Raw genomic sequence first — 26473 nt, 5'->3', positions numbered from 1 at the left:
AGCGCCCGCCGCCACCCTTCCTTTCTCCTTCACCTGGTTCGACGCGCCTCCCTTTGGCGGTCCGCTGGCCGATCGCGATCGGTGCGGATCACCCGCCGGTCGAAACCTCCTCCAGGCCGGGGCGTCCGATCTATCGCAACTGGCTGTCCTTGCTCCCCCGGCGATTGATCGCCGAGTGCGCGATGCGGCCATCGCGACCGGATTGACAGTGCACGCAGGTCGTCGCGCCGGGCATCGCCTTGCGTCGGGCCTCGGGAATTTCGTCCCCGCATTCGACGCAGCCCAGAGTGCCTTCGCCGATCGGGATGCGGGCCCGCGCATTGAGAACGCCGTCGAGCACCGTGTCCTCGATCTGATCGAGAACCGCTCCATCCCGCGTCCAACCGCCAGCCATTGGCCCTCTCCCAGTCCATCAGGTCTTCACCTGCTTCGGAAAAGCCTCAGGCCGACGTCGAGGTTCCACCCGGTGGGCCTGGCTGGCCTTGGAGATCGGGCTTACCGACGCCGCGAGATCATCGGCCTGCCTAGGCCCCGATCCTGGAAAATGAACTCCCCCGTCTCCGGAGGCGGCCGTCTGGGTCGCGCGACACGAGAGGGTCGTTCGAACCGGTCCCGACTCCACAATCGCATAACGCCGTGTCAGGCTCTGGTTCGGGAGGACTGGACCATGGGAATACGCAAGACCCTCGTCAAATCGCGCGCCGGCGTGAAGCTGCTGCGCGTCGAACATTTGGCCGGCCGGCAGAAAGGCATCCAATCGTCGTGGCGCCTTCTCACCCTGCGGACGAACGCGCCGCGCGCCTTCGCCGACGAGATGGAGGCCGAGGACGCCTTCGACATGGAGGTGATCGCGTCCCTGACCGACCCCACGATCATCGCCATGCAACGGCGGGGCCTCATCGACTGAGATGGCGCCGAAACTCAAGGTCTTCACCTGGTCGGACGGCTTTCATGCCTTCACCGTGGCCGCCAGTTCCCGGCCCAAGGCGCTGGACGCCTGGGGGTCGAAACAGGATTTGTTCGCCACGGGCCTGGCCAGCCAGCTTAGCGATGGACCGGACTATGAGGCGGCCCTCGCCTCGCCCGGCGACGTCATCACCCGCGGCCTCGCCATCGACGTGGGCAAGATCGGCAAGGCGCGGCCGAAAGAGACCGTGGGTCTCTCCAAGACCAAGCGCGCCAAAATCGAAACCCTGCAGGCGGCGCTCGCCGAGTTGGATGAAACGCATCAGTCTGCGCTCGCCGACCTCGACGCGCGCCAGGCGGCCCTGGAGACCGAAAGGCGACGTGTTGAGACCGATCACGAGCGGAGCCGAACGGCCCTTGCCGCAGAGCTGAAAAAGGCCCGGGCCTGACGGGCGAACGCCGTCGCCCGCGTTGCGGACTTCAAGCCTTAGGGCCAGGCTGAACGCCATGCGCTCGACAGCGGACGACTCGCCTTGTCCATTTGAGCCTGTCTCGCCGTTCTGAGATCCGCGGCTCGCAAAACCCGCTTTGGGCGTCCGGCCGGGTGCGCGCCAGTCGCGTCGACCCGATGATCGTCAGGCGAAAGTCTCACCAAAATCGTCATCTGCGGCGCACCCGCTGAACCCTCGGCGCGACCTGCTGACGTCGCAAGAGAACTTGGCGTCCCTCTAGCTTCTCGGGGAGGGAGACAGGGTCAGATCGCAGTGTCTGGCCGTCGTGAGCGCGACGTCGACGCGCCCCGATTCCCGGATCGGTTTTGCCTCTCGCCGCAACCTTCCCAACAGCCCTCCGTTGTCCCAGCCCTCCCTGATCGTGGCGCGCGCCGCAATCACTGTTCCACACGAAAAGTCCGAAGGATCGCCATGTCCGTCATCGTCATTACCGGTGCTAGCGCCGGCGTCGGATTGGCGGTCGCGGAGCGCTTCGCCAAGGCGGACTGGCAAGTCGTGGTCGTCGCCAGACAGGCCGAGCGTCTCGCCAGCGCCGTGAGTCTGCTGACACGTTCGGGCGGCCGCGCCATGGGCCTGGCGGGCGACGTCTCGGATCCTGAGTTCGTCGCGCGCGTGGGCCACGAGGTCACCCAAGCGTTCGGTGGAATCGACGTCTGGGTGAATAATGCGATGTCGACGGTGATCGGCCGTGACGAGGACCTGACCGACGCCGACTATCGTCGTGTCACCGAAACCACCTACCTGTCGCAAGTCTACGGCACGCGGGCGGCGCTCGACGCCATGCGCCCGGTGGATCGGGGCGCGATCATCCAGATGTCTTCGGGCCTCGCGCTCCGACCGGCGCCCTTGCAGGCCGCCTACTGCGGCGCCAAGGCGGCCGTTGACGGCTTCACCGAGGCGCTTCGCGCCGAACTCATCGCCGCCGCTTCGAAGATCACCTTGACGACCGTCTACCTCCCTGCGGTCAATACGCCCCAGCCCCTGTGGGCGCGCAATCGCACCGATCGGGCGCAAGTCATCCCTGACCCCTTGTTCGATCCCCGTCTCTGCGCGGAAGCCGTGTGGTCGGCCGTCCGGAGGCCCAGCCGCAAAATCTTCGTCGGACGGTCCACCTGGCTGATGGGTCTGGCCCAGACCCTGACGCCGGCGTTGGCCGACCGAAAGGCGGCAGGCATGATCGCGGCGCAACAGGGCGACGCTCAACTGCCCCGCCTGGGCAATCTCGACCAACCGGAGGAAGGACCAGCCGCGATTGACGGGCCGGACACGGCGCGGGTGGTGAAACCCTGGATCGGCTTCGTCTCCAGTCGCCAGGTCGCCGCCCTCAAGTGGGCGGTTTGCGGCACGCTGGCGAGCCTCGCCGTGGCGACAGGCTTCGCGATCGGATCCTCCAAACGATGATCACGACGGCCTTTACGCCCCACCCCGGCCGTTCCTCGGAAGCGCTCCGCCCCGATGGATACGCCGCGCTCGAAGACTATGGGGTTCTGGGCGAAGGCCGAACGGTGGCCCTGTCCGCGCTGGACGGGAGCATCGACTGGTGGTGCGTGCCGGCGATCGACGCGCCGCCGCTTTTCGACCGCCTCCTTGACCCCGACGGCGGGCGGTTCTCGATCTCGCCGATTGGGCCGTTCACGGCCACGCGCCGCTACCGCCCCGACAGCAATGTGCTCGAAACCGAATTCACCACATCCTCGGGTCGGGCCCGCCTGACCGAGAGTCTCAACAGCGGAACCGCCGGGCGACTGCCTTGGTGCGAACTCGCCCGCCGCATCGAGGGCCTCGAGGGCCAAACGACCTTCGCCCTGGAGATGCGTCCCGGGCGCCGAGGCGACACCGCCAACCCCTATCATTCCAAGATCGGCGACCACACCGTCTTCCATGTCGAGCGCGTCCTTGGCCTGTTCATCCATGATCCCCGCATCGCGTGCGAATGGTCCGATGAAGGCATCGTCGGAACGATCGCGGTCAGCGCGGGGGAGCGGCGCACGGTGGCCATCGTCGCGGGCCGCGACGAGCCGCTGGTCGCGCCGTCCATCGCGGAGATCGACGCCCGGATCGATCTGTCGGATCAGGAATGGCGGGACTGGGCGGCGCGACTGAACTGTCCCGGCCTCTATCGCGACGACTTCATCCGCAGCGCCCTGGCCTTGAAGCTTCTGCTCTACTCTCCGTCCGGCGCCATCGCCGCCGCCGCCACCACCTCCCTGCCCGAGCGTCTGGGCGGCGAAAAGAACTGGGACTACCGCTACGCCTGGCTGCGCGATGCCGGCTATACGATCGAGGCCTTCCTGGCGGCCGGAGCCCAGGCGGAGGCCAAAGCCGCCTTCAGCTGGCTGTTGATGCAGTTGAAGCGTCACGGCGCCAAGGTCTGCTACAGTCTGGACGGCGAGATCGTGCCGCCGGAAACCCATTGGGACATGCCGGGCTACCAAGGCTCGCGTCCCGTCGTCACCGGCAACCGGGCTGCGGATCAGGCCCAGCATGGCGTGTTCGGCGACATCTTCGAAACGGCGTCGCGTTTCGTCGGCTGCGGCAACATCCTCGACAGCGCCAGCGCCCAGCAGCTTTCCGAACTGGCGGACCGGTGCGCGGACGCCTGGCGTCAGCCCGACGCCGGCATGTGGGAGCTGGAGGACGAGCAGCACTACACCATGTCCAAGATCAGCTGCTGGCAGGCTCTGGCTCGCGCGGTCGAGCTGGCCGACGCTGGACAGCTGCCGACGACCTGCCGGGACCGCTGGTCCCGGGAGCGGGACCGGATCTTCGCTTGGGTCGAGGACAACTGCTGGTCAGAACCCCTCCAGGCCTTCGTCATGTATCCGGGCAGCGACAAGCTGGACGCCGCCCTGGCCCTGGCCGTCCGGTTCAGGTTCGACGGGGCGGACCGGCTGCGGTCCACCCTGGAGGCGCTCGACCAGCGACTGGGCGCCGGCGTCTTCCACTATCGCTACACCGGCATGGAGGCCGAGGAAGGTTGTTTCATCGCCTGCTCCTTCTGGATCGCCGAGGCCTGGGCGACGCTGGGCGAGCCGGACAAGGCGCGCGCCCGCATCGACGGCCTGCGCGAAGCCTTGGGCGGCCGTTGGGGCATGCTGACGGAAATGATCGACCCGAAAACCGGGGGCTACCTTGGCAATATGCCACAGGGCCTCAGCCACCTCGCCCACCTGACCGCGCTGACCGCGGTCGGCAAGGCGCAGACCCCCTCCCCCACCCCCGAAACGGAGACCTTCCATGACTGACCGCCTGACGCTGCAGGATCCGCGCGACCAGTATCCGAAGCCGCCCTTCCCCCGCCAACCCCAACCGGTTCCGGGCGAGGCCCGCGCCATGGACCCCAAACCGGATCATGGCGAGGAGAGCTATCAGGGCGCTGGAAAGCTCAAGGGCCGCAAGGCCCTGATCACCGGCGCCGATAGCGGCATCGGCCGTGCGGCCGCCATCGCCTATGCGCGTGAAGGCGCCGATGTGGCCCTGTCCTATCTGCCGTCCGAGCGCCGGGACGCCGCCGAAGTCATCGCCCTGATCGAGGCCGAGGGCCGCAAGGCCATCGACCTGCCGGGCGACATCACCGACGAAGGCTGGTGCCGACAGATGGTCGAACAGGCCGTGTCGGAACTCGGCGGACTGGACATTCTGGTGATCAACGCCGGGCGCCAACAGTACCGCGAGGACATCTCCCAGGTCACGTCCGAGGACTTCGACAAGACGTTGAAGACCAATCTGTACGCCATGCACTGGATCGCCCAGGCGGCGGTTCCGCACCTTCCGGCGGGCGCCTCCGTGATCACCACGGCCTCAATCCAGGCCTATGAACCGTCCGCCATTCTGCTGGACTACGCCACCACCAAGGCCGGGATCGTCGCCTACACCAAGGCCCTGGCCAAGCAGCTGATCGAGAAGGGCATCCGCGCCAACGTCGTGGCGCCGGGTCCGTTCTGGACGCCGCTGCAGTCGTCGGGCGGCCAGCCGCAGGAGGCTGTGATGAAGTTCGGCGAACAGGTGCCGTTGGGCCGCCCTGGCCAGCCGGTCGAGATCGCCCCGGTCTATGTCCTGCTGGCGTCCCAGGAAGGCAGCTACATCACCGGCGAAGTCTTCGGCGTCACCGGCGGCATGGGCGTCGCCTGATCAAGACATCGGCGGCGGGACAATCCCGCCGCCGATCTGTTTCTTCTTCGCCTGATCAGCCGGCGATGGTGGCGACCGACCCTGAGTCGACCCGAAGACCCGCGCCATTGATGAAGCTGGCGCGCTCGGAACACAGAAAGGCGACGGCGGCCGCAACCTCTTCAGCCTTGCCTCGGCGATCCAGGGTCATGCCGGGGCGCTCTTCCTTCAAGAAGCTCTTGATCGCCGCCTCGAAGGTTTCGCCCCGTTCTTCCGCGCGCTTCTTCATCATGGCGTCGGTCATCGGCGTCGCGATGAAGGCGGGTGACACGGTGTTCACCAGGACATTGTCGCCGCCGTAGGCCTTGGACAGCCCCTTGGCGAGGCTGAGGATCCCGGCCTTGGAGGCGCAATAGGCCAGTTCGTCGACATAGGGCTGCACCGCGTCTTCGGAGGCGAACAGGACGATGCGCCCCCACCCTGCGCGGCGCATCGCCGGGATGGCCTGCCGGCACATCCGCACGGCGCCCATCAGGTTGATATCCAGCGTCTCCAGCCAACCGGCGTCGTCCACTTCGAGAAAGTCTCCCGTCGCCCCTGTCACACCCGCGGCGTTGACGTAGATGTCGGGATCGCCGAGGCGGTCCCGGACCTCCGCCCAGATGCGCAAGACCTCTTCGGCCTTGGTGACATCGCCGGTCACGCCGATGCATTCTCCCAGGGGAGAGAGCTCCGTGATGGCCTCGTCCAATGTGCCATCCGGCTTGTCGGTCAGCGCGACCCGAACGCCGGCCTCCAGCAGAAGACGAGCGGTCTCCTTGCCCATGCCGGAATCGGCGCCGGAAATGAGGGCGATCCGCCCCTTGATCCCAAGGTCCATCAGAAATCTCCTGTTCGTGCGCGGTCAAGGAAATGGTCGGCCGTCCCCATCGTCACCACAATGAGGGTCAGGGGCCGCATTGGCCGAAAAGGCGCTCGGAAAACCAGGCGCCGAAGCGATCGGCGCCCGGTTCGGCGTCTTGGCGGAGAAATGCCCGAGAGGCCTGATGTGCTTCTGGAGCGCGCCGTCGGGAATGCATCCTAGTTCAAGGTCGGATTGATCAGGACCTTCTCGCCGGTCGCCTTGCGCTCATAGGCCTGGAGAACCTCAGGCTTGAGCGCCTCCGCCAGACCAATCGTGCGGGTGTAGCGCGTGGCGAAGGTGGTCGTCAGCTCATCGAAGACGCGCTTGCGCAGGCGCGCCGTGGTCTCGGCTCCGACCTTTTGCAGGAAGGGTGTCAGGAGCCAACCGGAGACGCTCCACTGGAAGCCGAAGGCGAGCCGGTCCAGGACCATAGGCGACGCATCGAGCGCGCCGTACACATAGAGCTGTTTGAACTGTGTGGAGCCGTATCGGCTGTACTCCGTCATCCGGTTGACCGCGCCCTTCTCCATCGCCCGCATGATCTCGCCGCCAAGCCCACCGCCGCCGATGGCGTCGAAGGCGATCGTCGCCCCGGTCTCGGTGACGGCGTCGACCAGCTGCGTTCGGAAATCCTCGTCCCGGCTGTTCAGGACATGGGTCGCCCCCATGTCCCTCAGCAGACGGACCTGATCGCCAGAGCGCACAATGTTGACGAGCGGCACGCCGTCGCGCGCGCAGATCCTTTGGAGCATCTGGCCGAGACTGGACGCCGCAGCCGTATGAACGATGGCGGAATGCCCCTCGGCGCGGGCGGTTTCGACGAAGCCGAGCGCCGTCATCGGATTGACGGTCAGGGCTGCGCCCTGGGCGGCCGTCACGCCTTCGGGGATCGGCAGCGCGTCGCGCGTCCTGATCTTCTTCAGATCGGCGTACATGCCGCCGCCGATCATGCCGACCAGAAGCCCGATCCAATCCTTCGCCTGGTCACCGGCGGCGACGACCGTACCCGCCCCTTCGTTCCCCACGGCGAGCGACTGGCCGATCCGGCCCGCGACCCCGCCGCGACGCGTGTCGGGGATGTCAAACCGAAGGCGAGGCCGACCCTCGGAACCTTCCGCACGGACCGACGCCGCGTCCGCCGGGCCGAGCAGCAAACCAAGGTCGCTGGGATTGATCGGCGCCGCCTCGATCCGGACAACGATCTCGTCGGGGGCGGGATCGTCCAGGACGACGTCCTCGAGCGTCAGCGTCAAGCCGCCGTCCTCATCCACTGTCGATCGCAATTCCCGGGCGGTGAGCGTCATGGCGAAGGGTCCTTGTCGAGGCCAAAAAATGAAGGGCGCTGACGGCGTCGCCGTCTGTTGCGCCCATCGGCGAGCCGCCATGATCTGGGCGCCCACGCGCCCGTTGCAACACCCCGAGCGCCATTCGCTGGAACGGACCCTGGATCAGCTCGACATCTTGCAACGCCCCCACGACATCGCCCACGGTCGTGGCAAAGCGTTCCAACGCGATGCTCACCTGCCGACCGTGACATCGGCACCGCCTGGTCAGCCCGGGTGATAAGGGTGACGACGCCCCGGACTTCCAACCCCCTGGAACGTCGCGGTCCGGTCTCCGTTAGCTGTCGCAGTCACAAGGAGATCCGCCATGACCGACCTCTCACAGATCAAAGCCCATATGGACGTCATCGGCGCAGACGGCGTCCACCTCGGCACGGTCGACAAGGTCGAAGGCGACCGCATCAAGCTCACCAAGGCCGACAGCGGATCACACAGCGATCACCACCATTATCTCTCCGGCGGTCTGGTCGCCGAAATCGAAGGCAACCAAGTCCGGCTGTCCGCCAACGCTGCTAACGCCGCCCTTCTTGAAGAGGAAGAGGCCGGCGAGGCGATCGCCGACCTGAAATAGCACCCCATGAGCACTGACAACGCGGCAGTCGCCGCCCGACTTCACGCGATCCGCGAGGACCTCCAGACCCAGGTCTGGCCGACGGCGGTCGAGGCGGCGAACTCGGGCGATCACGAACGCATTCGCGACCTGGTCAAGCTGAAGGTCGACATCGAAGCCATCGATTTCGCCCTGGGACATCGACCCACAGGATCCGCTGAGGACGGCGACACATGATCGACCTCAACACGGCGACCGCCGAGGAGTTTGACGGCGTCGAGGAGTTGCGCGGTCATGGCTTCGAGATCGTTCGCTATCGCGAGGAACGGGGCCGCTTCACCAGCCTTCGCCAACTGGACGAAGTGCCCGGCCTGGCCGGCAAGACCGACGGGGTCGGCGCCCAGGTTTCGGTCGAACCGGGCTGATACAGCTCACGCCGCAGCGACGATCGCTGCGGCGGATGCCGCCTCTCGGTCCGGACCTGAAGACGCGTCCTCGATCTATCCTGATCCGTCATCCGGCATCGTCTGCGCGATGCACCATAGTCAAAGCGCCGCGAATGATGGTCCGCGTGATGCCATGATATCCCGAGGGCGTCTTCACGCTCAGGACAGGCTTAAAACCTCGATGCGCTCGCTCCGTCCTCGAACGGCCGTGAGTGCTTAGACGCGGCTTGCCCCCATCGTCGCGGCCGATGCGTTACGGATCGAAACGGAGGCTTCGCTTGATCAGCGACGGGGCATCATTCGTCCCGTGTGTCTGTAACCGCGCAGAACCCACGGCGTTTTTCGGAGTTGGTGCACGGCAGTTTCGGACCATTCATGACCCAGACCTCGACGCCCATCGCCGGCCCCCTCCCGCTCGTCGACGGTCCGGCGCCTGCCCCCGACGACAAGGCGCCCGCGCGCAAGACCCCGCCGGCCGCCGTGGCGGCGAGGCTCGTGGCGGCCTGGAGCCAGGAGGCCGGCGCAGACCTGATCTTCGTCGCCGCAAGCGAGCGTCGCGCCGACGAAATCGCCCGCGCACTGGAGGCCATGGCCGCGCCCGCGGGTCCAGTCGTCCTCGTCTTCCCGCCGTGGGATTGCCTGCCCTATGACCGGGCCGCGCCGTCACGCGAAAGCATGGGGCGGCGGATGGCGGTCCTGCATCATGCGACCGTTCCCGGCAGGGCGGGACGGCTGGTGATCACCTCCCCCGAGGCCATGCTGCAGCGGACGCCGCCCCAAGGCGTCGCGACGGCCCGCTTTTCCCTGACGACCGGCGACCCATTGGATCGTGAGGCGATCGAAGCCTTCGCCCGACGGACCGGCTATATGCCGGACGAGCGCGTCGACGAGCCTGGCGAAATCGCCATCCTGGCCGAGGTCATCGACGTCTACCCGCCGTCGGCGGTGACGCCCTATCGGCTCGTCATCGATCCGGATGGGACAGTGGCCGACATCAAGGCGTTCGATCCCGTGACCCAGCGTTCCCTCGACAGCGTCGCCAGCCTGACCCTGACGGCGGCGTCCGAGCTCGTTTTGGCCGAGACCGGCGACAGCGACCGGGCGGCCCAAGACCCCCATGCCCTTTCGCGCTTCTATGACGCGCCCCTCGGCACGCTGTTCGACGCCTTCCCTGAGGCCCGCCTCCTGCGCGACGACGATGTGGAGGCTCGCCTTTCGCGCGTCTGGGACCAGATCGCCGAGGCCTATGAGTCCCGTCGTGGGTTCGGCGAGACCGACGGCGCGGCGGCGCCGGCTCCGGATCGCCTCTATCTCTCGCCGGCGGAGGCGACGCGCGCGCTCCGGGCCGCGACTGCGCTCGACCTGGAGGGCGTCAGCCCGACGCCCGGCTTCGCGACAGAGCGGAGCCCCGGCGCGGCGCTCAAACACTATATTCAGGATCAGCAATCCCAAGGCCGATCGGTCGTCCTGGCCGGATTGGCCCATGAGCATCGCGTCATGGCCCGGCTCCTGAAGCGAAACGGTCTCGTTCCGCCGGCGCCCTCCCCGTCATGGAACCCGCTCGCCGGGAACGACTCCAGCGGGCTGACGGCGGTCCTCGCGGACCTTGACGGCGGCTACGAGGACGCCCGCTCGGGCCTGACCGTCCTGACCCCGACCGATATCACTGGCGGTCGGATCGCAAGGGCGTCCGGCGCCCCGAATCCGGGCCTGGGCGAAACGGACATCCGTCCAGGCGATGTCATCATTCATGAGGATCACGGTCTGGGCGTGCTGACGGCGATCGAGGAATTCGAGGCCGACGGCGTGGTGCGCGACGTCGTGCGGCTGGAATATCATAACGGCGCCACCCTCCTGGCGCCGGTCGAAGAGTTCAACCGGATCTGGCGCTACAGCTCGGAGCCCGCCAGCGTCAGCCTGGATCGGTTGAACACCCAGGGCTGGGCCAAGCGCCGCGCGGAGGTCAGCGCCCAGATCGATGCGACCGCGACCCGGATGGTCGAACTCGCGCGCGCCCGGGAAGCGAGGCGAACCCCTGCCGTCGTCCCGCCCCGAACCGCCTATGCGCGGTTCACGGCCCGGTTCCCGTTTCCGGAGTCCGTCGATCAGCTGTCCGCCATCGACGCCGTCCTGGCCGATCTCGCCTCCGGTCGTCCGATGAACCGGTTGGTCTGCGGCGATGTCGGGTTCGGCAAGACGGAGGTTGCGCTCCGCGCCGCCGCCGCCGTCGCCCTGTCGGGCCGGCAGGTCATGATCGCCGCCCCCACGACGGTGTTGGCCCGCCAGCATTACGAAACCTTCCGTCGCCGGTTCGAGGGCTCGGACATAACCGTCGCGGCGCTCTCCCGACTCGTCGATTCCGCCGAGGCGCGGCGCGTCCGCGACGGCCTGGCCGATGGGACGATCGGCATCGTCGTCGGCACCCAGGCCCTGGCGCAGGAGACTCTGAACTTCGCCGATCTGGCCCTCGTCGTCATCGACGAAGAGCATCGGTTCGGCGCGACCTTGAAGACGGATCTGGCGGCGCGCGGGGACCATCTCCTGATGATGTCGGCCACGCCGATCCCGCGCACCCTCCAGAGCGCCATGGTCGGGATTCAGGACGTCAGCCTCATCGCCAGTCCGCCCGCCCGACGCCGGCCGATCCGCACCTTCCTGACCGCGTTCGACGAAGGGTCCGTCCGCACCGTCCTGTTGCGCGAGAAGGGCCGTGGCGGCCAGAGTTTCGTCGTCGTGCCGCGGATCGAGGATCTTGAGCCGCTCTCAGAGCGACTGGCCCGGCTCGTTCCTGAGCTCTCCGTCGCCGTTGCGCATGGCAAGCTGTCGGCCGAAGCCCTGGAAGCGGTCATGACCGACTTCGCCGAGGGGCGGGGCGACGTTCTTTTGACCACCAACATCATCGAGAACGGCCTAGACGTGCCGCGGGCCAACACCCTTCTGGTCTGGCGTCCCGATCGCTTTGGGCTGGCGCAACTGCACCAGTTGCGCGGCCGGGTCGGACGCGGACGGCGTCAGGGCTTCGCCTATCTCCTCAGCGACCCGGAGGCGCCTCTGGCCGAAACGACGCGTACGCGTCTCCAGACCCTTGAAGCCCTGGATCGGCTTGGCGCCGGGTTCGCCATCAGCGCTCGCGACCTCGACCTGCGCGGCGGCGGCGATCTCGTCGGCGACGAACAGGCCGGGCACATCCATCTGATCGGCGCCAGCCTCTATCAAAGCGTGCTCGCGCGGGCGCTGCGGGCCGCCCGAGGCGAGGCGGCGGTCGACCCCCGCCCCCCCGTCGTGAACTTTGGGACCACGGGGCGGATTCCGCCGGACTATGTCCCGGACCCCACTGTGAGACTCTCGCTGTATGCGCGGCTCTTGCAGATGACCGCCGTCGAGGCGATCGACGCCCTTCAGGAGGAGATCGAGGATCGGTTCGGGCCGCTTCCCGAGGCGGCCGAAACCCTGTTGAGCACGCACAGGCTGACCGCGCTCGCCGCGTCCGCCGGCGTCACGGAGATCAGCTGCGGTCCCAAGGCCACGGCCTTCCGCTTCGACGCCGAGCGGGCGAAGGGTCTTTCGTCCACTCTGTCTTCCTCGCCGGATCGTCGTTGGTCGCGAGAGCGGCTGATCGTCGACACCGCCGCTGAGGCGCCTCACACCCCCGCCGATCTTGAGGCCTTGCTGGAAACCTTGGCGGCGGCCTGATCGGCGGTCCTTCCTCACCGGGGCGAGAAGGCGCGTTCGCGCCCGGCGTCGCCGCTAGAAGACCGCGCTCGAAGGCCGCTTGGCGGCGGCGAGCTCCTCGGCCGTGGGCGGCCTCAAGACCCGCAGGTCGTCCGATGTCCAGTCGATCAGGCCCATCGCCCGCATGTCGGCGAGCCAGCCGTCCATCGGCCAGACCCCCCAGCGGTGATGGAAGGTGCGGGCGTTGGCCACCAGGGCGGCGAAGTGCTGAAGCGGCGGGTCATAGGCGTCGTGATGCTGGTGATAGACCGCGCCGTCGCCCGTGAAGACCATGGGCACGCCCGCCTTGGCGACCCTGAACCCAAGATCGGTGTCTTCCGCCCCATAGCCGACAAAGGCTTCGTCGAAGCCGCCGACGGCGAAGAAGGTCGAGCGACGCATGCCGAAGGCCAGGGACCAGAGCAGGCCGGGATTTATTTCGATCCGCGCGCCCTGCGCGGGAAACCGTCGCACCGGATGCGCCACGCCCGCCTGATCGAGGTCCGCTTGCGTCCAGGCCGCACGCGCCGCGCCGGACAGCAGGTAAAGGACCTTCGGACAGGCCACGACATCCTCGGCCTCCAGCAGGCCGGCGACAACGCCGCAGGTCGCGGCCGCCGGGATACAGTCGACGTCCAGGAACAGCAGCTGTTCGCCTTGAGCCAAGGCGGCGCTCCTGTTGCGCGCCGCCGCCAGAGGCAGCCTCTCCCCTGGAAGGCGCTCGATGCGGATCGGAAAGCCCGCCTTCGGCGTCGAAATGGGCCGATCGCTCATGTCGATGATGATCAGCTCGGCCGGCGCCGTGACGCTGCGATCAAGACCGGCGATCAGCTGGTCGAGGTGGGCTTGGCGATTGCGGACCAGGGTCAGGACGCTCAGGGTCATGGTCGTCTCCACAGATCGAGCCGATAGCCCGGCTGACGCGCGTCGAGAGACACGCTGAGGATGTCTTCCAGGTCGCGCCAAAGCGTCGTCACGGCGCCGTCCCCGGTCTGCGGATAGTCGGTCTCCCCCGTCCAGTGCACCAGAAGGACCATCCCCCCGGGCCCGAGATGGGCGCGGACGAACGCCGCTGCGGCCGCCAGATCCTGGTCGCTCCAGTAGTAGGCGACTTCGGACAGGACGATCAGGTCGAAGGGGCCGGCGAGCGCCACGTCATGGGGAAAGGCGGCCTGGCGAAACACGAGCTGGGGACGATGTCCCAGTCGACGCCGGGCCCGATCCAGGGCGGTCCGGCTGATGTCGAGCGCCACCAGCGCCTCGCATCGGTCCGCCAGCCGCGCCGTCAGGGCGCCGCCGGCGCATCCGACCTCAAGGCCGCGCCGGAACCTTCGGTCGCCCAGGCTCGCGACCGTTCGGGCGTGTTTCTCGGCTTCGTAGGGGCGGCTGTCCAACCCCCAGGGGTCGGGATCGCCCGCGAAGACGTCCTCAAAATAGTCCGCGCCGAGGGAGGGATCAGCCATGGGGCGCCTTTCGCAGATAAAGTCGGTCGCAAGCGGCCGAGAGCCGATCCGGCGTCTCCAAACGGAATCCCGGGCCCATCATCGGCGTGCGTTGGCTCCGATGCGCGGCAAGCGCCAGGGCTCTTCGGCCGGCCGCCAAAGGCCGGGTCGCCAACTGAAGATCGCCCTGCGCCGCCGGCCGCGCCCAGACGCCATATTCGAACAGGGCGACCGGCCGCCGGGCCAGACTGACGACCCGACGCGCCAACCGTCCTGCGGCTTCGTGATCGCAATGGGGTTCGGACACCGCCGTGACGGCGACCGCGTCGATGCGGAGGCGGCGACAGAGCCAGGCGAGACGGCGCGCGCTCGCCTCGAACCGGGCGTCGCCCACGACCGGCGGCGCAGCGTCCGGCCAATCAAGGAAGATCGGCTGCGCGGTCGCGCGCCCTGTCAGCCGGTGGATCGCTCGGCGCGCCTCCACTCTGCGGATCGCGACCAGGCGGCGGCGCGCGCGATCGTCGGCATGGGGATGGGAGGCGCCGCCGTCCGTCACGATGACCACGCCGCCGAGACGTCCCTCTCCCGCCGCCTGCTGGATCAGGGCGCCGGCGCCAAGCGTCTCGTCATCGGCATGCGGGGCCAGGACGAGCCATCGCGCCCGGGCCCAGCGCGACCGGGCCAGCGGCGCGGCGCCGACCGGCCCAAGCTTGGCGCTCACCACAGGGCGTCTCCCGCGCCCCAGAGATCGTGATCCAGCCAGGTCTTGGCCGCCTCGTCGCGCGCATGGTCCGGTCCGGCCTGGCGAAGATAGAGGCTGAGATCGCGGATGATCTTGTCCAGCCGTTCGCCGTCGAAGGCGCTGCGGGTTCCCGTCGCCCGGGCCGCCAGCTCCATCACATCCAGCGCGCTTCGCTCGACGACGCCGCGGGTCGCCCGCGCAAAATCCGCTGCGTCGGTGGCTTCCGTCGCGGCCCGCTCGGCAGCTTCGCGAACCCACAGATAGGCGGTGCGGGCGGCGACGACCGCCTCGGCGAATTTGGCGCGCTGCAACGGATCGCGACGCGCCGGTTCGGACAGGGCCGCGCGCATCGCCAGGACGAGGCCCTCGACGCCGCCGAGCTGGACCGCCGTGAAGCGCCAGGCGCCGGCGGTGAAGCGGGGTTCGCGGTCGTAGTCGCCCGGCTCCCCCAAAAGGTTCAGGTCCGTCACCGGCAGATCGGTGACGTCATATCGACCGCTCAGGGTCGCCCGCATGCCGCGGACGCGCCATCCCGTGAGATCGGCCCGCTCGCCGCAATCCGCCGGCACCACGGCCAGACGACGCGGTCCCTCGCCGGGCTGAACGGTGACGACGGCATAGGCGAGTCCGCCCGCCCCAGTGGCGAACATCTTGGCGCCCGACAGCCGGCCCTCCCGAAGCTGGACGCCCGGCTGGGGTTCCGTGGCCCAGACCCCGAACCAGCCGCCGGCGGCGAGTACATCCGCCAGCCAGAGCTTCTGCTCGGGCGCGCCATACCAGTCGAACAGGGCCAGCACATTGACATGGCCCTCGAAGAGACGGCCCACGCTCAGGTCCGCGCGCCCCACCCGGCGCAGATCGTCCAGGAGGGCCAGGGCTTTCAGGGCCGGCGTGGCGAAGGCTTCGCCGCCGCTGGCTGCCGGGGCGTAGCGCCGGTGCAGGCCGAGCGTCCGGAGCAGCGCCAGGCTGTCGACCGGAAAGCGCGGCGAGGCGTCGTAGCGCTCGCCGAGCGCCGCCAGGGCGTCGTGAACGTCGTCCGCCGACACGTCCGGGACGGCTGCAGGCGCGTCAGGCATCATTATCCTCTCGTCTTCGATCCGCCAGTTCGACCAGCCAACGGCCGGCGGCCTCGACGCCCTCCCCGCGCAGATCGTGTCGGGCCTGCGGGTCAAGGCTCCGCGCCGAAGCAATAATCCCCGGCCAAGCCTTAGGTTCGGGCCATGCGACCAAGACGACGGCCGCGCCGGCCTGGGCAAGCCCTGCAGCCTTGGCCGCCTGCTCCTCATAGGGTCGAGGTTCCGGCAGGCAGACGAACGGACGATCCGCTCCGAGAACGGCGTCGACAAGGCCGTCGCCCGCCGCTCCGACAACGACGCCGGCCTTCTGGATTTCCGAGTTCACATCCTCAATCCAGCCCTTCAACGCCAAATTTGGCGGCGCGTGACACGGCGGCGTCACAGGCCCGATCACCGTCCATTGCAGGTTCGGCGTCGCGGAGGCGGCTGCGGCCAGTCGGTCCCCGTCGATCGGCGCGCCGCCTCGCCCGTGAACGACCAGGACCGCGTCGTGATCGCCCGAACCGACCTCTGCGCGTCGCGACGGCGCAAAGTAACGGGTCCGCGCCCGCACCCAGTCTGGCGTATCGGGATGCTCCAGCCTTGGATGCCAGGGCGCGAGCAGAGCCTCTGCACCCCGGAAGGCCTCCAGATGGGCCGTATCCGTTCGCGCGCCGGACAGCCGCACATAGACGACCGGCGTCGACGCCAGCCTGGCCAGCAGCGCCACCTCGACCGACACATCCACCACGACGAGGGCCGGGGCGGCCGTCGCGATCCATGTCGACAGGTCGCCGACCCGCCGGCGCAATCCCGCGACGCCATAGGGCGCATAATGAAGCGCCTTGGGCAGATTCGGTCCGCCGTCCGCGCCGAACCCCGTGGCGGCGTCCACTCGGTCGTCGGGTAGATCAAGCACGGCGACCTCGCCGCCACGACCCGCGAGCCCGGTCCCCAGAAGGACGAACCGCGTCGGCGCGGCGGCCGCGACCTGAAGGGCGCGTTGACGATGCCCCTCCCCCTGATGGTGGACATAGTAGCCGATCGGACGGGTCATGGCGCGATGCCGTCGGGTTGAGGCCTGCCATTCAGCTCCAGCGCATAGTCCAGCGGCATGGGCGGCAGATGCGGCTCTGCCTCCGCGATCCGCTGCGCGCCGTCGGGCAGACGGCGAAGGTCGCGGCGCCACAAGGCGCGGGCCCGCCAATGGGAAAAGGCGGGCGCCCTCATGGGCTCCTGTCCCGCCGTCTGGCGCGCCAGGCGGGCCATGGCCTGGGCCATGCCGTCCTGCGCCCGGCCGTGCGCGCGCGCGGAGACGCGGGTCCATACGCTGAGTGGATGAACCAGTCTGGCGCCGGCGCGCTGGGCCGCCAGCACCAGGGCGCGATCCTCGCCGGTGGGCAAAAGCGGCGTCCCGCCTGCCGCCCTGTAGGCCGCAGCGGTGATGGCGAGACTGGCGCCGGTGTGGTCGCCGTGGCGGGGAGCCGGATCCCAGGGGACCGGGTCCAGGGCGTCCTCGATCGCCCTCACCTCCCGCCAGTAATCGCGCCAGACGGCCCAACCGCTTTGGAGCGCCTGGCTCTCCGGTTCGTCCTCGTCCAGCGACAGGGCGCCCCCGACGAGATCGGCTCCCCCAGAGACGGCGGCGAGATTGGCTGAGACCCAGTCCGTCGGCGGCCGGGCGTCGGCGTCGGTCGAAAGAAGGACCCCTTCCCCGTCCAGGAGCTCCAGGCCCAGGTTCATGGCCGCCGCCCGGGCGCTGCCCGCATGGGCGTGTTCCTGCGGAAACGTGTGTTCGACCACGGACAGCGTCAGTGTGGCGCGATGGGCGGCGGCGACCCCCTCGGCATGCCGCCGGCTCCCGTCGGTCGTATTGTTGATGCAGAGCGCCACGCGCACCCGGCCCACGCCGGTCTGGCGCGCGAGCGCATCGAGCAGGCGCGGAAGGCGGTCAGCCTCGTTCCGCGCGGGCACGCAGACACAGAAGGGGATGACGCTCACGCGGTGAGCCGGTCGGCAGGGCTGTCATTGGCGACGGCCAGCCGTTCCGCCGTCAGATCGCGATAGAGCGCCTCGTATCGCCGCACCATCTCACGGGCGTCACAGGCCTGCTCGGCCCGAGCCCGGCAGGCGCGGCGCGACAGTCCGACGGCAACGCGGGCGGCGCGGGCGAGGTCGGCGGGATCGTCCGGCGACGCCAGCACGCCGCAGGCCGGCGTGAGGATTTCCGGTATGGCGCCCCGCGCGAAGGCCGCGACCGGCGTGCCGCTCGCCAGGGCTTCGGCGACAACGAGGCCGTAGGGCTCGTCCCAGCAGGGCGTGCACAGCGCAGCGGCGGCGCACCCGATCTCTCGCGCCAGAGCGCGGTGGTCGAGGTGGCCGAGATACAGGGTGTCGGACGACAGCCGCGGCAGGATCTCGCGGCGATGATAGTCCGGGTCGGCGATCGGCCCGGCGAACCGGAGCGGCAGTCCGGCCAGGCGAGCGGCGTCCAAGGCGTGGTGCAGCCCCTTTTCCGGAACGATCCGCCCGTACCAGATCAGATGCGGCGGTCCGGACGCCTCGGCGTGAAACGGGAAGCTACCGAGGTCGATCCCGTTCAGGATGACATGATCCAGCGGCACGACGTCCTGCCAGCTCGCCCTGATGGATTCCGAGACGCCGACATACCGGATGTTTCCGCCCCGGCTCTCGCGCACCCCGCTTTCCAGCCAACAGAACGGCGGGGTGTGAAGCGTGGTCACGACGGGCATGGGCAGGGTGTCGGCCATCGATACCGGCAGATAGTGCAGGCTGTTGTTGTGGATCACGTCGAAGCCGCTGCGACGCAGCCGGGTCATCAGGGACAGATAGGCATGATGCTCGCGGAAAAAGGCGACGTCGCCCGCTTCAGCGGTCCCGACCTTCGCCATCTCCGTCTGTTCGCAGATCGCCTCAAGGCCAAGCGCAGGATCGGATCGCGTCGCCGCAAAGAGGGTGACGTCATGGCCGTGCCGCCGCAGCAGACGACATAGCAGATGGGTGTGCATCTCCAGCCCGCCGGCGAACGGCTCGGCGATGGGATATTTAAGATGTGCGATGACGCCGATTCGCATCAAGTTCCGGCCCTGCCCCAAACCGAGCCCTATTGGGCCCGTCCAACGTTTTACACCTGACGACGTAAGACGAACCGTGGCCGATCGGTTCCTGTGTGCGGTTTCGCGCTCCGCCATGTCACGTTTGATGGGAGGGTTGGCAGTAGGTTGCAGTCGATATCCTGGCCCAGAACCAACGAATACGCACGTCCTTCTTGGCGCGTGGCGAAGACGTTCAACTTTCTTGGACCCTGAGACGCGGACGCGCGTTCCCGGCTTTGAGCAACCCGAGAGGAAACCTATGACCGCACCGATCACATCAACCTTCGCAACGCGTCGAGACGCCGAGATGGTGGTCGAACGCCTTGTTCAGACCCATGGGGTCTCCCGGGACGCCATCCGGGTCGCTCCCGATGGACAAGAGAATACGGTGGGCGACAGGGCGTCCGGCGGCGATCTGGAAGCCGCAGATCCCAGCGTCGAGGCGAGATCGGACGCGCCGGTGGAAGGCCGGATCGCGGTCTCGGTCACGCCAGGCTCAACGGACGACGCCGAAATCTTCCGGGCCGCGTTCCGAGAGTTCAACGGCGAGGCTGAGCCGAATGCTTCCGCGTCCGTCTAGACCCGCGACGACGCTTTCGCGTGCCGCATCCGCCGACAGAGGCAGGAGCGAGCGCCCGTTTCGCCCGCCATGCCGACCCGTTCCTGTCCCAGGCAGCTGAGCCCGACCGTTCAACGAAAAGGAGGCCCTCGACCATGTCCGAACCCCTCTCAACCGACGCCGACGTTCAGTCGCCGGCGTTCAACGACAAGGATGAAGTGGAGGGCGCCTATGACGCCACCAGCATCCGCGCCGTCATGATCAACCGGCCGCGTCAGGCGCTGTATGACTATTGGCGCGACTTCCGGAACCTGCCCAGCTTCATGGAGAATGTGAAGTCGGTCGATGTGCTGGACGACGCCCGGTCCAGTTGGACCGTCGCCGGTCCGGCGGGCGCGGAAATCGAACTGGTCAGCGAGATCACCGACGACCGTCCCGGCGAATATATCGCCTGGCGTTCCACCGAGGACAGCGACGTCGATCACGAGGGCTGGATCGCGTTCCGCGACAACGCCTTCGGCCGAGGCACCGAGGTCCGCGTTCTGATCAGCTACGACCCGCCTGCGGGCGCCGTCGGCAAACTGGTCGCGAAGGTGATGCAGCGAGAGCCCCGGGTTCAGGCCCGGCGCGAACTGCGGCGCTTCAAGCAACTGATGGAAACGGGCGAGGTCCCGACGTCCAAGGCCCCCGATGCGGCGCCGCGCGCCGATCGTCATTTCTGATCCCGGAAGGAAGTCCCATGCGCGCCCTGACCTGGCACGGCAAACATAATGTTCAGGTGGATACGGTCCCCGATCCTCAGATCATCAACCCCCGCGATGCGATCATCAAGATCACGGCCACGGCCATCTGCGGCTCGGATCTGCACCTCTACGACAGCGTCATCCCCGGCATGTCCAATGGCGACATCCTCGGCCATGAGTTCATGGGCGAGGTCGTCGAGATCGGCCGGGGCGACACCAGCCTTCAGGTCGGTCAGAAGGTGGTCGTGCCCTTCGTGATCGCCTGCGGCTCCTGCTTCCATTGCGGCAAACAGCAGTTTTCGGCCTGCGACAACTCCAATCCGGCCGACAAGTCCGACGCGTCCGAGATCGCCTACGGCTATCCGGCCGCCGGCCTGTTCGGCTATTCCCACCTGACCGGCGGCTATGCGGGCGGCCAGGCGGAATATGTCCGCGTCCCCTATTCCGACATCGGCCCGATCGTCGTGCCCGACGGGATCGAGGACGAGCGGGTGCTGTTCCTGTCCGACATCTTCCCCACCGGCTGGATGGCGGCCGAGAACGCCGGGATCGAGCCGGGCGACACGGTGGCGATCTGGGGCTGCGGTCCGGTCGGCCTGTTCGCGATAAAGAGCGCGAAATTGATGGGCGCCGGACGCATCATCGCCATCGACCATCACCCCCGCCGGCTTGAGCTGGCCAAGGCCAACGGGGCGGAGGTCCTCAACTATCACGAGGTCAAGATCCGCGAAGCCCTGATGGAGATGACCGCCGGCATCGGTCCGGACGCCTGTATCGACGCCGTCGGCATGGAGGCGCACGGGTTTTCACCCGACAACGTCATCGACGCCGTCAAGCAGGAGACCAGGCTTGGCACCGACCGTCCGCATGTGCTGCGGGAAACCCTCATGGCCTGCCGGAAAGGCGGCCGGATCTCGATCCCGGGCGTCTATGGCGGACTCGGCGACAAGCTGCCGATCGGCGCGCTCATGCAAAAGGGCCTGACCATCAAGACCGGCCAGACGCATGTGCAGAAATATCTGCCCCAACTGCTGGACCTTGTCCTGGACGGCAAGATCGACACCACGGACCTCATCAGCCACCGCCTGCCGCTGGAGCAGGCCCCCGAGGCCTACAAAAACTTCCACGACAATCCGAACGAGTGGACGAAGGTCGTGCTCAAACCCCACTGATCGCGCCCGGCAGGCGGCCCCACAGTCCGAGGGGCGGCCTGCCGAAGACGCCCTCTGGGCGTCCGTCCCCGGTTCGGCGCGACCCGGCGCCCGGAACAACCGCCCCGACCGGAAGGTTTCAACCCCAAGGGCCCGTCACAAGGCGGGCGCCACAGCGAGGACCTTTTCATGACCGAGCGTCTCTACACCTTGAGAATAGGCCAGACCGGCGGCCGCGAGCGCAGCGTCCAGGTCCGGTCGGAAACGGATGTTCAGGCGGCCGACGCCGCCGCCCCTCTGCTCTCGGAGGGCGAGACCATCCTGTCGATTTCGGAAATCCCGGACGACGGCGCGGTCGTTGCGGACGCGCCCGCGCCCCAGTCACAGGCCGCCGAGCTCGCTCCCGTGACGCCTGGCGTCGCGGCCGCGCCACAAGACATCCGTTAGCCGGGGGTCGCCGACGAGGACGCGGAGGTCACGTCCGACCGGGACCCTGCGGCTGCGAAAAAATATAGACACCCGCCGCGACAAGGCGCTCGTGCAGGCCCGGATCGATCCCCTCAAAATCCTCGGTCGGCGGCGGCTCACATTCGACGACCAGACGACCGTCGCGCCAGACGGCGACCGGCGCCTTCAGCGCAAAGGCCCGGCGCCGGGCTTGGCGGAGGGCGTCCGCGACATCGCCCGCAATGAGCGTTTCCGGCTCTCCTCCCTGACGGAAGCGCAATTGATAGCCCAGCACGGGCGTCCTCGGTCTCATGACGCCCCCTCCCGGCCAGGCCGAGCCGCACTCTGCGAAGTCACGTCGAGCCTGATCATCGCCGCCTCACGGCCGCGACAGGACAGCGCGCTCAGCGCCGTGCTCCGCGCGCAGATGAACAGGTCGGCCTTCCAGCCAAAGGCGCTCCACCGTTATCGCCTTCCATCCCTCAGGGAGGACCACGGGCCGGGCGGGCCAGTCGGCGGGCGCGCCGCGCGCTTCCAGTCCGGTCAATCCGTAGACAAGGCCGAGCAGCAGCCCCCCGAGGTTGGCGAAGAAGGGTCCCGCCGCAGTCTCGCTGTCCGGGTGGTCGGCCCGATATTCCAGACACTGGTGGAATCGTCCGGCGTCGTAGGCTGCGTATCCCTCCTCGAACAGCGTCAGCGCCAAGGCGCGATCGCCGGCAAGCGCCGCCCAGGCGGCATACAGCGCCGGAAACATCGGCGAACCCACATAGGCTTTCCAATGCGCCAGATAGAAGTCGAGCGTGGCCTTCGCCACATCGGGTCCGGCCGGATATCCGCCCGGAAACAGGCCGGCCAGGGGTGATGGCGTGGCCCCCTTGGGCTCGTCGATCCGGAAGTCGTCATGGGCGGCGATCACCCCATCTGCGCGGATATGCAGGTAGAGCTCGTCGCGGACCTGACGCCAGGCCTCCGGCGAAGGCCTGCCCAGGGCCTCTGCGGCGGCCGTGGCGCGCGTCAAGACATCCCGGGCGAACATCAGGGTGAAGGCGTCGTTGTCCGGCGGAACCGGCACTTCGGCCGGACCGGTGGCCCGCTTCAACTCATAGCCGCGAGCGGTTCGGACCATCCGGCTGACGATCCAGTCCGCCACCCCGCTGAGGACGGGCCACGCCTCCTCGCGCAGGAAGGCCGCGTCGCCCGTCGCATCGGCATAGAGGCTGAAGGCGCGTGCGACATGCAACGATCCGTGGTCCTCGTGCGCCGCGCCCGATCCGCCGCCGGGCGTCGCCTCCTGCCCGGTCGAGGGCGCCGCCTCCCAGGGGAACTGCAGCCCCTGACGTCCCGACAGGCGGGCGTTGGCGCCCGCAGCGGCCAGGCCGCGACTGCGGAAGTCCAGCAGGGCGCGCGCGGCGTCGGGTTGGCTGAGGATCAGGGGTGGGACGCAGAAGGCGTCGATGTCCCACATCACATGGCCGTAGTAGTAGGAATAGTCATGCCAGGTCGCCAGCCCGAAGATCGAGGTCGCGGCCGGCGAGGCGGCATGGACGGAGCTGTTGAGATAGAAGAAGGCCGCGTCGATCAGGGCCTGATGCTCTGGCCGGGCGCCCTCGACCACGATCCGGCCCCGCCAAAGGGCCCGCCAGGCCTCGCGGTTTCGGGTGCGCAAGGTCTCGAATCCGGTCTCGGCCGCACGCGCGACGCGGCGCACCGCCTCCTCGTCCGGCCGGGCGTGCACCAGCGAGGGGACCAGCGCCGCCATCTGTCGCAGGCGGGCGCCCGGTTTGCCGACGCGCCCGAAGTCGTAGGCCGTCTGAAGCGGCCCGGACGCATCCCAGGCAGCGACGCTCCGCGCCGCAGCCGGACGGGTCTCGGTCCAAAGGGCGAGCCCGCAGGTCGAGAGGTCGCCCTCGGTGGTCCAGAGCAGCGATCCGTCGCAGGCGGGCTCGGCTTCGCCCGGCGTATCGGTGCGGCGTCGCGTCACCCGCCCCCTCAGACCGGCGGTCGCCACGACGGCGCGGAGCTGGAGCGCGCATGCCCTGTCGGGTCGCACAAAGACCTCTTGCAGCACCACGGTCGGGGCCGTGCGGCTTGCAAAGGTGACCACCTCGAACTGCGCCGTCACCTCCCCGAGGCGGGCGGTCCAGCGACTGGTCAGCTCACCGGTGGCGAAGTCGTAGTCCTGAACCAGGTCGGTGACGCACCAGGGCTGGTCCGACAGCCAGACGCCTTCGATGCAGACGTCGGCCGCCAAAGGATAGGGCACGGGCGCGGCCGCCTCGATCCGTCGCTCCGGATGTTCGCCGGCGACGCCGTTCACGAGGGTCATGCCGGGGGCGAGCGCCATTTCACGGACGCGCAGACCGATCAGGCCGTTTGACACATAGGCCGGCAGGGCGCCGTTGCGCGCGCCATGCGCCGGCGGCGGGCTGATCGGGCGCCAGGCGTTTCCCTCACCGCCAGCCATCGAGCACCTCGGCGCATTCGGCGGTTTCGACCTGCTGGGCGAACCGGTCATGATAAAGGGCCAGCAGATTGTCGTGAGGGTCATCGGCGGAACTGCAGACCGCGTCGGTGACGACCACGATCCGGTATCCCAGATCGATGGCGCCCAGAACCGCCGCCAGAACGCAGACGTCGGTTTCCGCGCCGGTGACCACCAGGGTGTCGACGCCGTGGGCGCGCAGTTCAGCGTCCAGGCCCGTGCCCAGCCAAGGCGAATAGGCCCTCTTGTCGATTAAGCGGCCGGGCGGCGTGAACCTCTGCAGCGGGCTGGCGAGATCGATCATTGAAGGCCCCATCGCCTCCAGGGTCATCGAGGCCCAGCGGCGCCAGTAGTCGCGCCAGGTGCCCTGCCCTTCCCCCACGCGAGCCGCCGGGATGAAACGGGTGAAGATCGTCCGGTCGGCCTTGGCCTCGCAGAGCTTGACGAGGACGGGCATGACCCGCTCGGCCCAGGGGGTGCGCCATTCGGTGTCCTCGACGAACATCCGCTGCATGTCGACGCACAGGTGAACGGTCGTGGTCGGCAGGGGCGCATGCAGACCGGCCACGGTCAGATCTCCTCTGGCTTGCGGGCTTCAAGACGCGCGTGGGTCGCCGTCTCGCCGGTATGATGTTCGATGCGCCCGCTTTCGACCTCCGCCCGGGAAAAGACTTCCTCCTGGCCCGAGTCCAACAGTTCAGTCCCGGCTCCGCCCAGGCCGCCCTGGGCCAGGCCGGAGCGGGCGTCAGCGGCCTGCTTCCGGTTCGGCGACCGCCGAGGATCACCCTCTTCCGCACCCACGGTCATCGTGCTCTCCCTGTCCATGTCAATCGCATAGGCCGGGGCGTTCGTTCCCTCCCGCCGGGCCAAACCCTCCCTGTGTCCATGATCGGCCGCGACTGCGCCGGGTTCGTCCCCGGCGACCTTGGCGTCCGACTTTGGATCGCCGTCGCGGAAGCGCCACTTCATGACCAGCACCCCTGAGGCCATGATCAAAGCGCAGCTGTTCGCGACGGTGACGGGCCAGGCCTGGGTCATGACGCCATAGACCACCCAGAGGATGAAGCAGGACACCGTGAGCGAATAGGTCTTGAGACTGACGGCGGAGGCGTCCCGCTCCTTCCAGATCTTGATCCCCTGGGGCGCGAAACTGGTCACGGAGCAGATGGCTGCGGCCGATCCCACGAGATTGGCGAAGGTCTCATTCATAAGCCCGCAACGTGGGCCTGCGCCCCTCTGTTCCTATGCGCGAAAGCGCTCAGTCGTCTGCCGGGCCGCCCTGAGCTGGCACGAACGTCCATCAATCCCGGAGCGGCTCGGCTCAGCTTGGCCGCAGCCGCAAGCCGTCTTCGTCCGGGCCGCGCCCGTCCTGATCCTTCACAGCACATCCGGCCCCTTCTGGGCCTTTTCCACCAGGTCCGCCGTCTGGCGGTCGGGACCCAGAGCCCATCGGGCGAGTGCGGCGTCAAAGACGCCAGGCTCGGGCGAGACCTGGGCGAACAGGGTCATGGACGACCGGAACTTCAGATCGTCCGGCGATCCGAACAGGCGATGCAGCGAGGCGGCCGGCGCCGTCGTGGCGGCCTCCGCAGCGCGGGCAAGCCGGTCGCCCAGGATCGGATGCGCCAGATAGGCCCGGGCCTCGGCCAGGGACGCGATCCCGTAGAAGACGGCCGTGGGCGACCGGCCCAGCGATCGGGCCTGAGGAAAGACGAACCACATCCAGTGGCTCGCCTTGCGACCGGCGGCGAGCTCGGCCATCGCGGTGTCGAACACTCCGTCCTGCGCCGTCACGAACCGTTCCAGGTCGGCGGTCATGCGTCGCCCCCGTCCAGCGCGGCGAACCAGTCCGCATAGAGGGTGTTGCGCGCCATGCGCCGGTTGAGGTCCGGCGCCCCGTCGTCCCACCAGACCGGACCGCGCTCGCCCAGGGCGATCTTGGCCGTGTCGACGGCGCGACGCGCGGCGGCCAGGGCGTCTTCATCCGCCACAGCCAGGGCCGCACGGACGGATCGACGCGCTGACATCAGGTCCTGGACGAGGCCCTCGCGCGTCTCTGCGGCGAGCGTCGGATCGGCGCAGCGCCACAGGCGGCCGCGCACCACGAAATAGCGGCCGTCGGGCGTGGTGGGATGAGGCGAAGGCGCAGGCATGGACGCACAACGCCCGACCCGCGAGATGGCGCCGCCCACAGACCGCTCCACAGAGGCTTGCCTTCGCGCCTTGACTCCCGTGACGTTCGATAAGAACAAAT

Annotated in this window: 28 protein-coding genes and 1 pseudogene; 13 read left to right on the top strand and 16 right to left on the bottom strand. The window is 68.4% G+C overall.

All coding sequences use genetic code 11. The features are described from left to right. Window positions 1–130: 130 nt before the first annotated feature. On the bottom strand, window positions 131–394 hold the full coding sequence (locus tag ACP693_RS10475; protein WP_426017019.1) for a DksA/TraR family C4-type zinc finger protein: 264 nt from the start codon (window positions 392–394) through the stop codon (window positions 131–133). 273 nt (window positions 395–667) lie between these two features. On the opposite strand from ACP693_RS10475, the gene ACP693_RS10470 reads away from it, so the two are divergent. From ACP693_RS10470 to ACP693_RS10450, 5 genes are all read left to right on the top strand, one after another. After that, window positions 668–907 carry a hypothetical protein gene (locus tag ACP693_RS10470; protein ID WP_426017020.1) on the top strand — a complete coding sequence of 80 codons (240 nt, stop codon included), beginning with the start codon at window positions 668–670 and terminating at the stop codon, window positions 905–907. 1 nt (window position 908) lies between these two features. Then, window positions 909–1355: a hypothetical protein gene (locus ACP693_RS10465; protein WP_426017021.1), complete on the top strand. Its 447-nt coding sequence runs from the start codon at window positions 909–911 to the stop codon at window positions 1353–1355. 474 nt (window positions 1356–1829) lie between these two features. After that, on the top strand, window positions 1830–2819 hold the full coding sequence (locus tag ACP693_RS10460; protein ID WP_426017023.1) for an SDR family oxidoreductase: 990 nt from the start codon (window positions 1830–1832) through the stop codon (window positions 2817–2819). Beyond that, window positions 2816–4663 (top strand): glycoside hydrolase family 15 protein, encoded by a 1848-nt coding sequence (locus tag ACP693_RS10455; RefSeq protein WP_426017024.1) that lies wholly within the window; start codon window positions 2816–2818, stop codon window positions 4661–4663. The genes ACP693_RS10460 and ACP693_RS10455 overlap by 4 nt, the downstream gene beginning before the upstream one ends. After that, window positions 4656–5549: an SDR family oxidoreductase gene (locus tag ACP693_RS10450; RefSeq protein ID WP_426017026.1), complete on the top strand. Its 894-nt coding sequence runs from the start codon at window positions 4656–4658 to the stop codon at window positions 5547–5549. Before ACP693_RS10455 ends, ACP693_RS10450 begins: the two co-directional genes overlap by 8 nt. Window positions 5550–5604: 55 nt before the next feature. Here ACP693_RS10450 and ACP693_RS10445 read toward each other — a convergent pair whose 3' ends face one another. Continuing rightward, on the bottom strand, window positions 5605–6408 hold the full coding sequence (locus ACP693_RS10445; protein ID WP_426017028.1) for an SDR family NAD(P)-dependent oxidoreductase: 804 nt from the start codon (window positions 6406–6408) through the stop codon (window positions 5605–5607). A 200-nt stretch (window positions 6409–6608) separates the two neighbouring features. Next, entirely contained in the window at window positions 6609–7736 is a 1128-nt protein-coding gene (locus ACP693_RS10440) for an NADH oxidase (protein ID WP_426017029.1), read from the bottom strand. Between the two features lie 346 nt (window positions 7737–8082). Between ACP693_RS10440 and ACP693_RS10435 the strand changes: the two genes are divergently transcribed. The 4 genes from ACP693_RS10435 to ACP693_RS10420 all read left to right on the top strand — a co-directional run bounded on the left by ACP693_RS10435 (window position 8083) and on the right by ACP693_RS10420 (window position 12464). Continuing rightward, on the top strand, window positions 8083–8346 hold the full coding sequence (locus ACP693_RS10435) for a DUF2171 domain-containing protein (protein ID WP_426017031.1): 264 nt from the start codon (window positions 8083–8085) through the stop codon (window positions 8344–8346). 6 nt (window positions 8347–8352) lie between these two features. Then, a complete protein-coding gene (locus ACP693_RS10430) occupies window positions 8353–8562 on the top strand; it encodes a hypothetical protein (protein ID WP_426017033.1) in 210 nt (69 codons plus the stop codon). Next, entirely contained in the window at window positions 8559–8750 is a 192-nt protein-coding gene (locus ACP693_RS10425) for a ComEA family DNA-binding protein (protein WP_426017035.1), read from the top strand. Before ACP693_RS10430 ends, ACP693_RS10425 begins: the two co-directional genes overlap by 4 nt. 396 nt (window positions 8751–9146) lie before the next feature. After that, complete coding sequence (locus ACP693_RS10420) at window positions 9147–12464, top strand: DEAD/DEAH box helicase (protein WP_426017037.1); 3318 nt, start codon at window positions 9147–9149, stop codon at window positions 12462–12464. A 54-nt stretch (window positions 12465–12518) separates the two neighbouring features. Here ACP693_RS10420 and ACP693_RS10415 read toward each other — a convergent pair whose 3' ends face one another. The 7 genes from ACP693_RS10415 to ACP693_RS10385 are packed head-to-tail and all read right to left on the bottom strand — an operon-like array spanning window position 12519 to window position 18816. Beyond that, window positions 12519–13367 (bottom strand): glycosyltransferase family 2 protein, encoded by an 849-nt coding sequence (locus ACP693_RS10415; RefSeq protein ID WP_426017038.1) that lies wholly within the window; start codon window positions 13365–13367, stop codon window positions 12519–12521. Continuing rightward, window positions 13364–13945, bottom strand: a complete 582-nt coding sequence (locus ACP693_RS10410) for a class I SAM-dependent DNA methyltransferase (RefSeq protein ID WP_426017039.1) — start codon at window positions 13943–13945, stop codon at window positions 13364–13366. Before ACP693_RS10410 ends, ACP693_RS10415 begins: the two co-directional genes overlap by 4 nt. Beyond that, window positions 13938–14645 (bottom strand): PIG-L deacetylase family protein, encoded by a 708-nt coding sequence (locus ACP693_RS10405; RefSeq protein ID WP_426017041.1) that lies wholly within the window; start codon window positions 14643–14645, stop codon window positions 13938–13940. The genes ACP693_RS10410 and ACP693_RS10405 overlap by 8 nt, the downstream gene beginning before the upstream one ends. Beyond that, the gene (locus ACP693_RS10400; protein ID WP_426017043.1) at window positions 14642–15742 is read right to left on the bottom strand and encodes an acyl-CoA dehydrogenase; all 1101 of its coding nucleotides are present in this window, start codon (window positions 15740–15742) and stop codon (window positions 14642–14644) included. The genes ACP693_RS10405 and ACP693_RS10400 overlap by 4 nt, the downstream gene beginning before the upstream one ends. Continuing rightward, on the bottom strand, window positions 15735–16778 hold the full coding sequence (locus ACP693_RS10395) for a glycosyltransferase (RefSeq protein WP_426017044.1): 1044 nt from the start codon (window positions 16776–16778) through the stop codon (window positions 15735–15737). Before ACP693_RS10395 ends, ACP693_RS10400 begins: the two co-directional genes overlap by 8 nt. Continuing rightward, window positions 16775–17722 (bottom strand): glycosyltransferase, encoded by a 948-nt coding sequence (locus tag ACP693_RS10390; RefSeq protein ID WP_426017046.1) that lies wholly within the window; start codon window positions 17720–17722, stop codon window positions 16775–16777. Before ACP693_RS10390 ends, ACP693_RS10395 begins: the two co-directional genes overlap by 4 nt. Further along, complete coding sequence (locus ACP693_RS10385; protein WP_426017048.1) at window positions 17719–18816, bottom strand: glycosyltransferase; 1098 nt, start codon at window positions 18814–18816, stop codon at window positions 17719–17721. The genes ACP693_RS10390 and ACP693_RS10385 overlap by 4 nt, the downstream gene beginning before the upstream one ends. Window positions 18817–19096: 280 nt before the next feature. Between ACP693_RS10385 and ACP693_RS10380 the strand changes: the two genes are divergently transcribed. From ACP693_RS10380 to ACP693_RS10365, 4 genes are all read left to right on the top strand, one after another. Further along, on the top strand, window positions 19097–19417 hold the full coding sequence (locus tag ACP693_RS10380; protein WP_426017050.1) for a hypothetical protein: 321 nt from the start codon (window positions 19097–19099) through the stop codon (window positions 19415–19417). Window positions 19418–19551: 134 nt separating this feature from the next. Beyond that, the gene (locus ACP693_RS10375; protein ID WP_346497139.1) at window positions 19552–20118 is read left to right on the top strand and encodes an SRPBCC family protein; all 567 of its coding nucleotides are present in this window, start codon (window positions 19552–19554) and stop codon (window positions 20116–20118) included. Between the two features lie 17 nt (window positions 20119–20135). Continuing rightward, window positions 20136–21311 (top strand): zinc-dependent alcohol dehydrogenase, encoded by a 1176-nt coding sequence (locus ACP693_RS10370; RefSeq protein WP_426017052.1) that lies wholly within the window; start codon window positions 20136–20138, stop codon window positions 21309–21311. Between the two features lie 168 nt (window positions 21312–21479). After that, on the top strand, window positions 21480–21737 hold the full coding sequence (locus tag ACP693_RS10365) for a hypothetical protein (protein WP_426017054.1): 258 nt from the start codon (window positions 21480–21482) through the stop codon (window positions 21735–21737). Window positions 21738–21765: 28 nt separating this feature from the next. On the opposite strand, the gene ACP693_RS10360 is transcribed toward ACP693_RS10365, so the two are convergent. From ACP693_RS10360 to ACP693_RS10335, 6 genes and pseudogenes are all read right to left on the bottom strand, one after another. Continuing rightward, on the bottom strand, window positions 21766–22050 hold the full coding sequence (locus tag ACP693_RS10360; RefSeq protein WP_426017056.1) for a hypothetical protein: 285 nt from the start codon (window positions 22048–22050) through the stop codon (window positions 21766–21768). Window positions 22051–22116: 66 nt separating this feature from the next. Beyond that, window positions 22117–24201, bottom strand: a complete 2085-nt coding sequence (locus ACP693_RS10355; RefSeq protein ID WP_426017057.1) for a glycoside hydrolase family 65 protein — start codon at window positions 24199–24201, stop codon at window positions 22117–22119. After that, a complete protein-coding gene (locus ACP693_RS10350) occupies window positions 24188–24787 on the bottom strand; it encodes a cysteine hydrolase family protein (protein WP_426017059.1) in 600 nt (199 codons plus the stop codon). The genes ACP693_RS10355 and ACP693_RS10350 overlap by 14 nt, the downstream gene beginning before the upstream one ends. A gap of 368 nt (window positions 24788–25155) precedes the next feature. After that, window positions 25156–25428 (bottom strand): annotated as a pseudogene (locus ACP693_RS10345) (SemiSWEET family sugar transporter); the annotation flags it as partial. Between the two features lie 168 nt (window positions 25429–25596). Beyond that, window positions 25597–26037: a DUF1810 domain-containing protein gene (locus ACP693_RS10340; protein WP_426017060.1), complete on the bottom strand. Its 441-nt coding sequence runs from the start codon at window positions 26035–26037 to the stop codon at window positions 25597–25599. Next, window positions 26034–26411: a hypothetical protein gene (locus tag ACP693_RS10335; protein ID WP_426017061.1), complete on the bottom strand. Its 378-nt coding sequence runs from the start codon at window positions 26409–26411 to the stop codon at window positions 26034–26036. The genes ACP693_RS10340 and ACP693_RS10335 overlap by 4 nt, the downstream gene beginning before the upstream one ends. Between the last annotated feature and the right edge of the window lie 62 nt (window positions 26412–26473).

It is taken from the genome of Brevundimonas sp. TWP1-3, from assembly GCF_049896085.1.
Classification (GTDB): domain Bacteria; phylum Pseudomonadota; class Alphaproteobacteria; order Caulobacterales; family Caulobacteraceae; genus Brevundimonas.
Note: the sequence above shows the minus strand (reverse complement) of the source record. Positions and strands in the feature narration are given on the sequence as shown.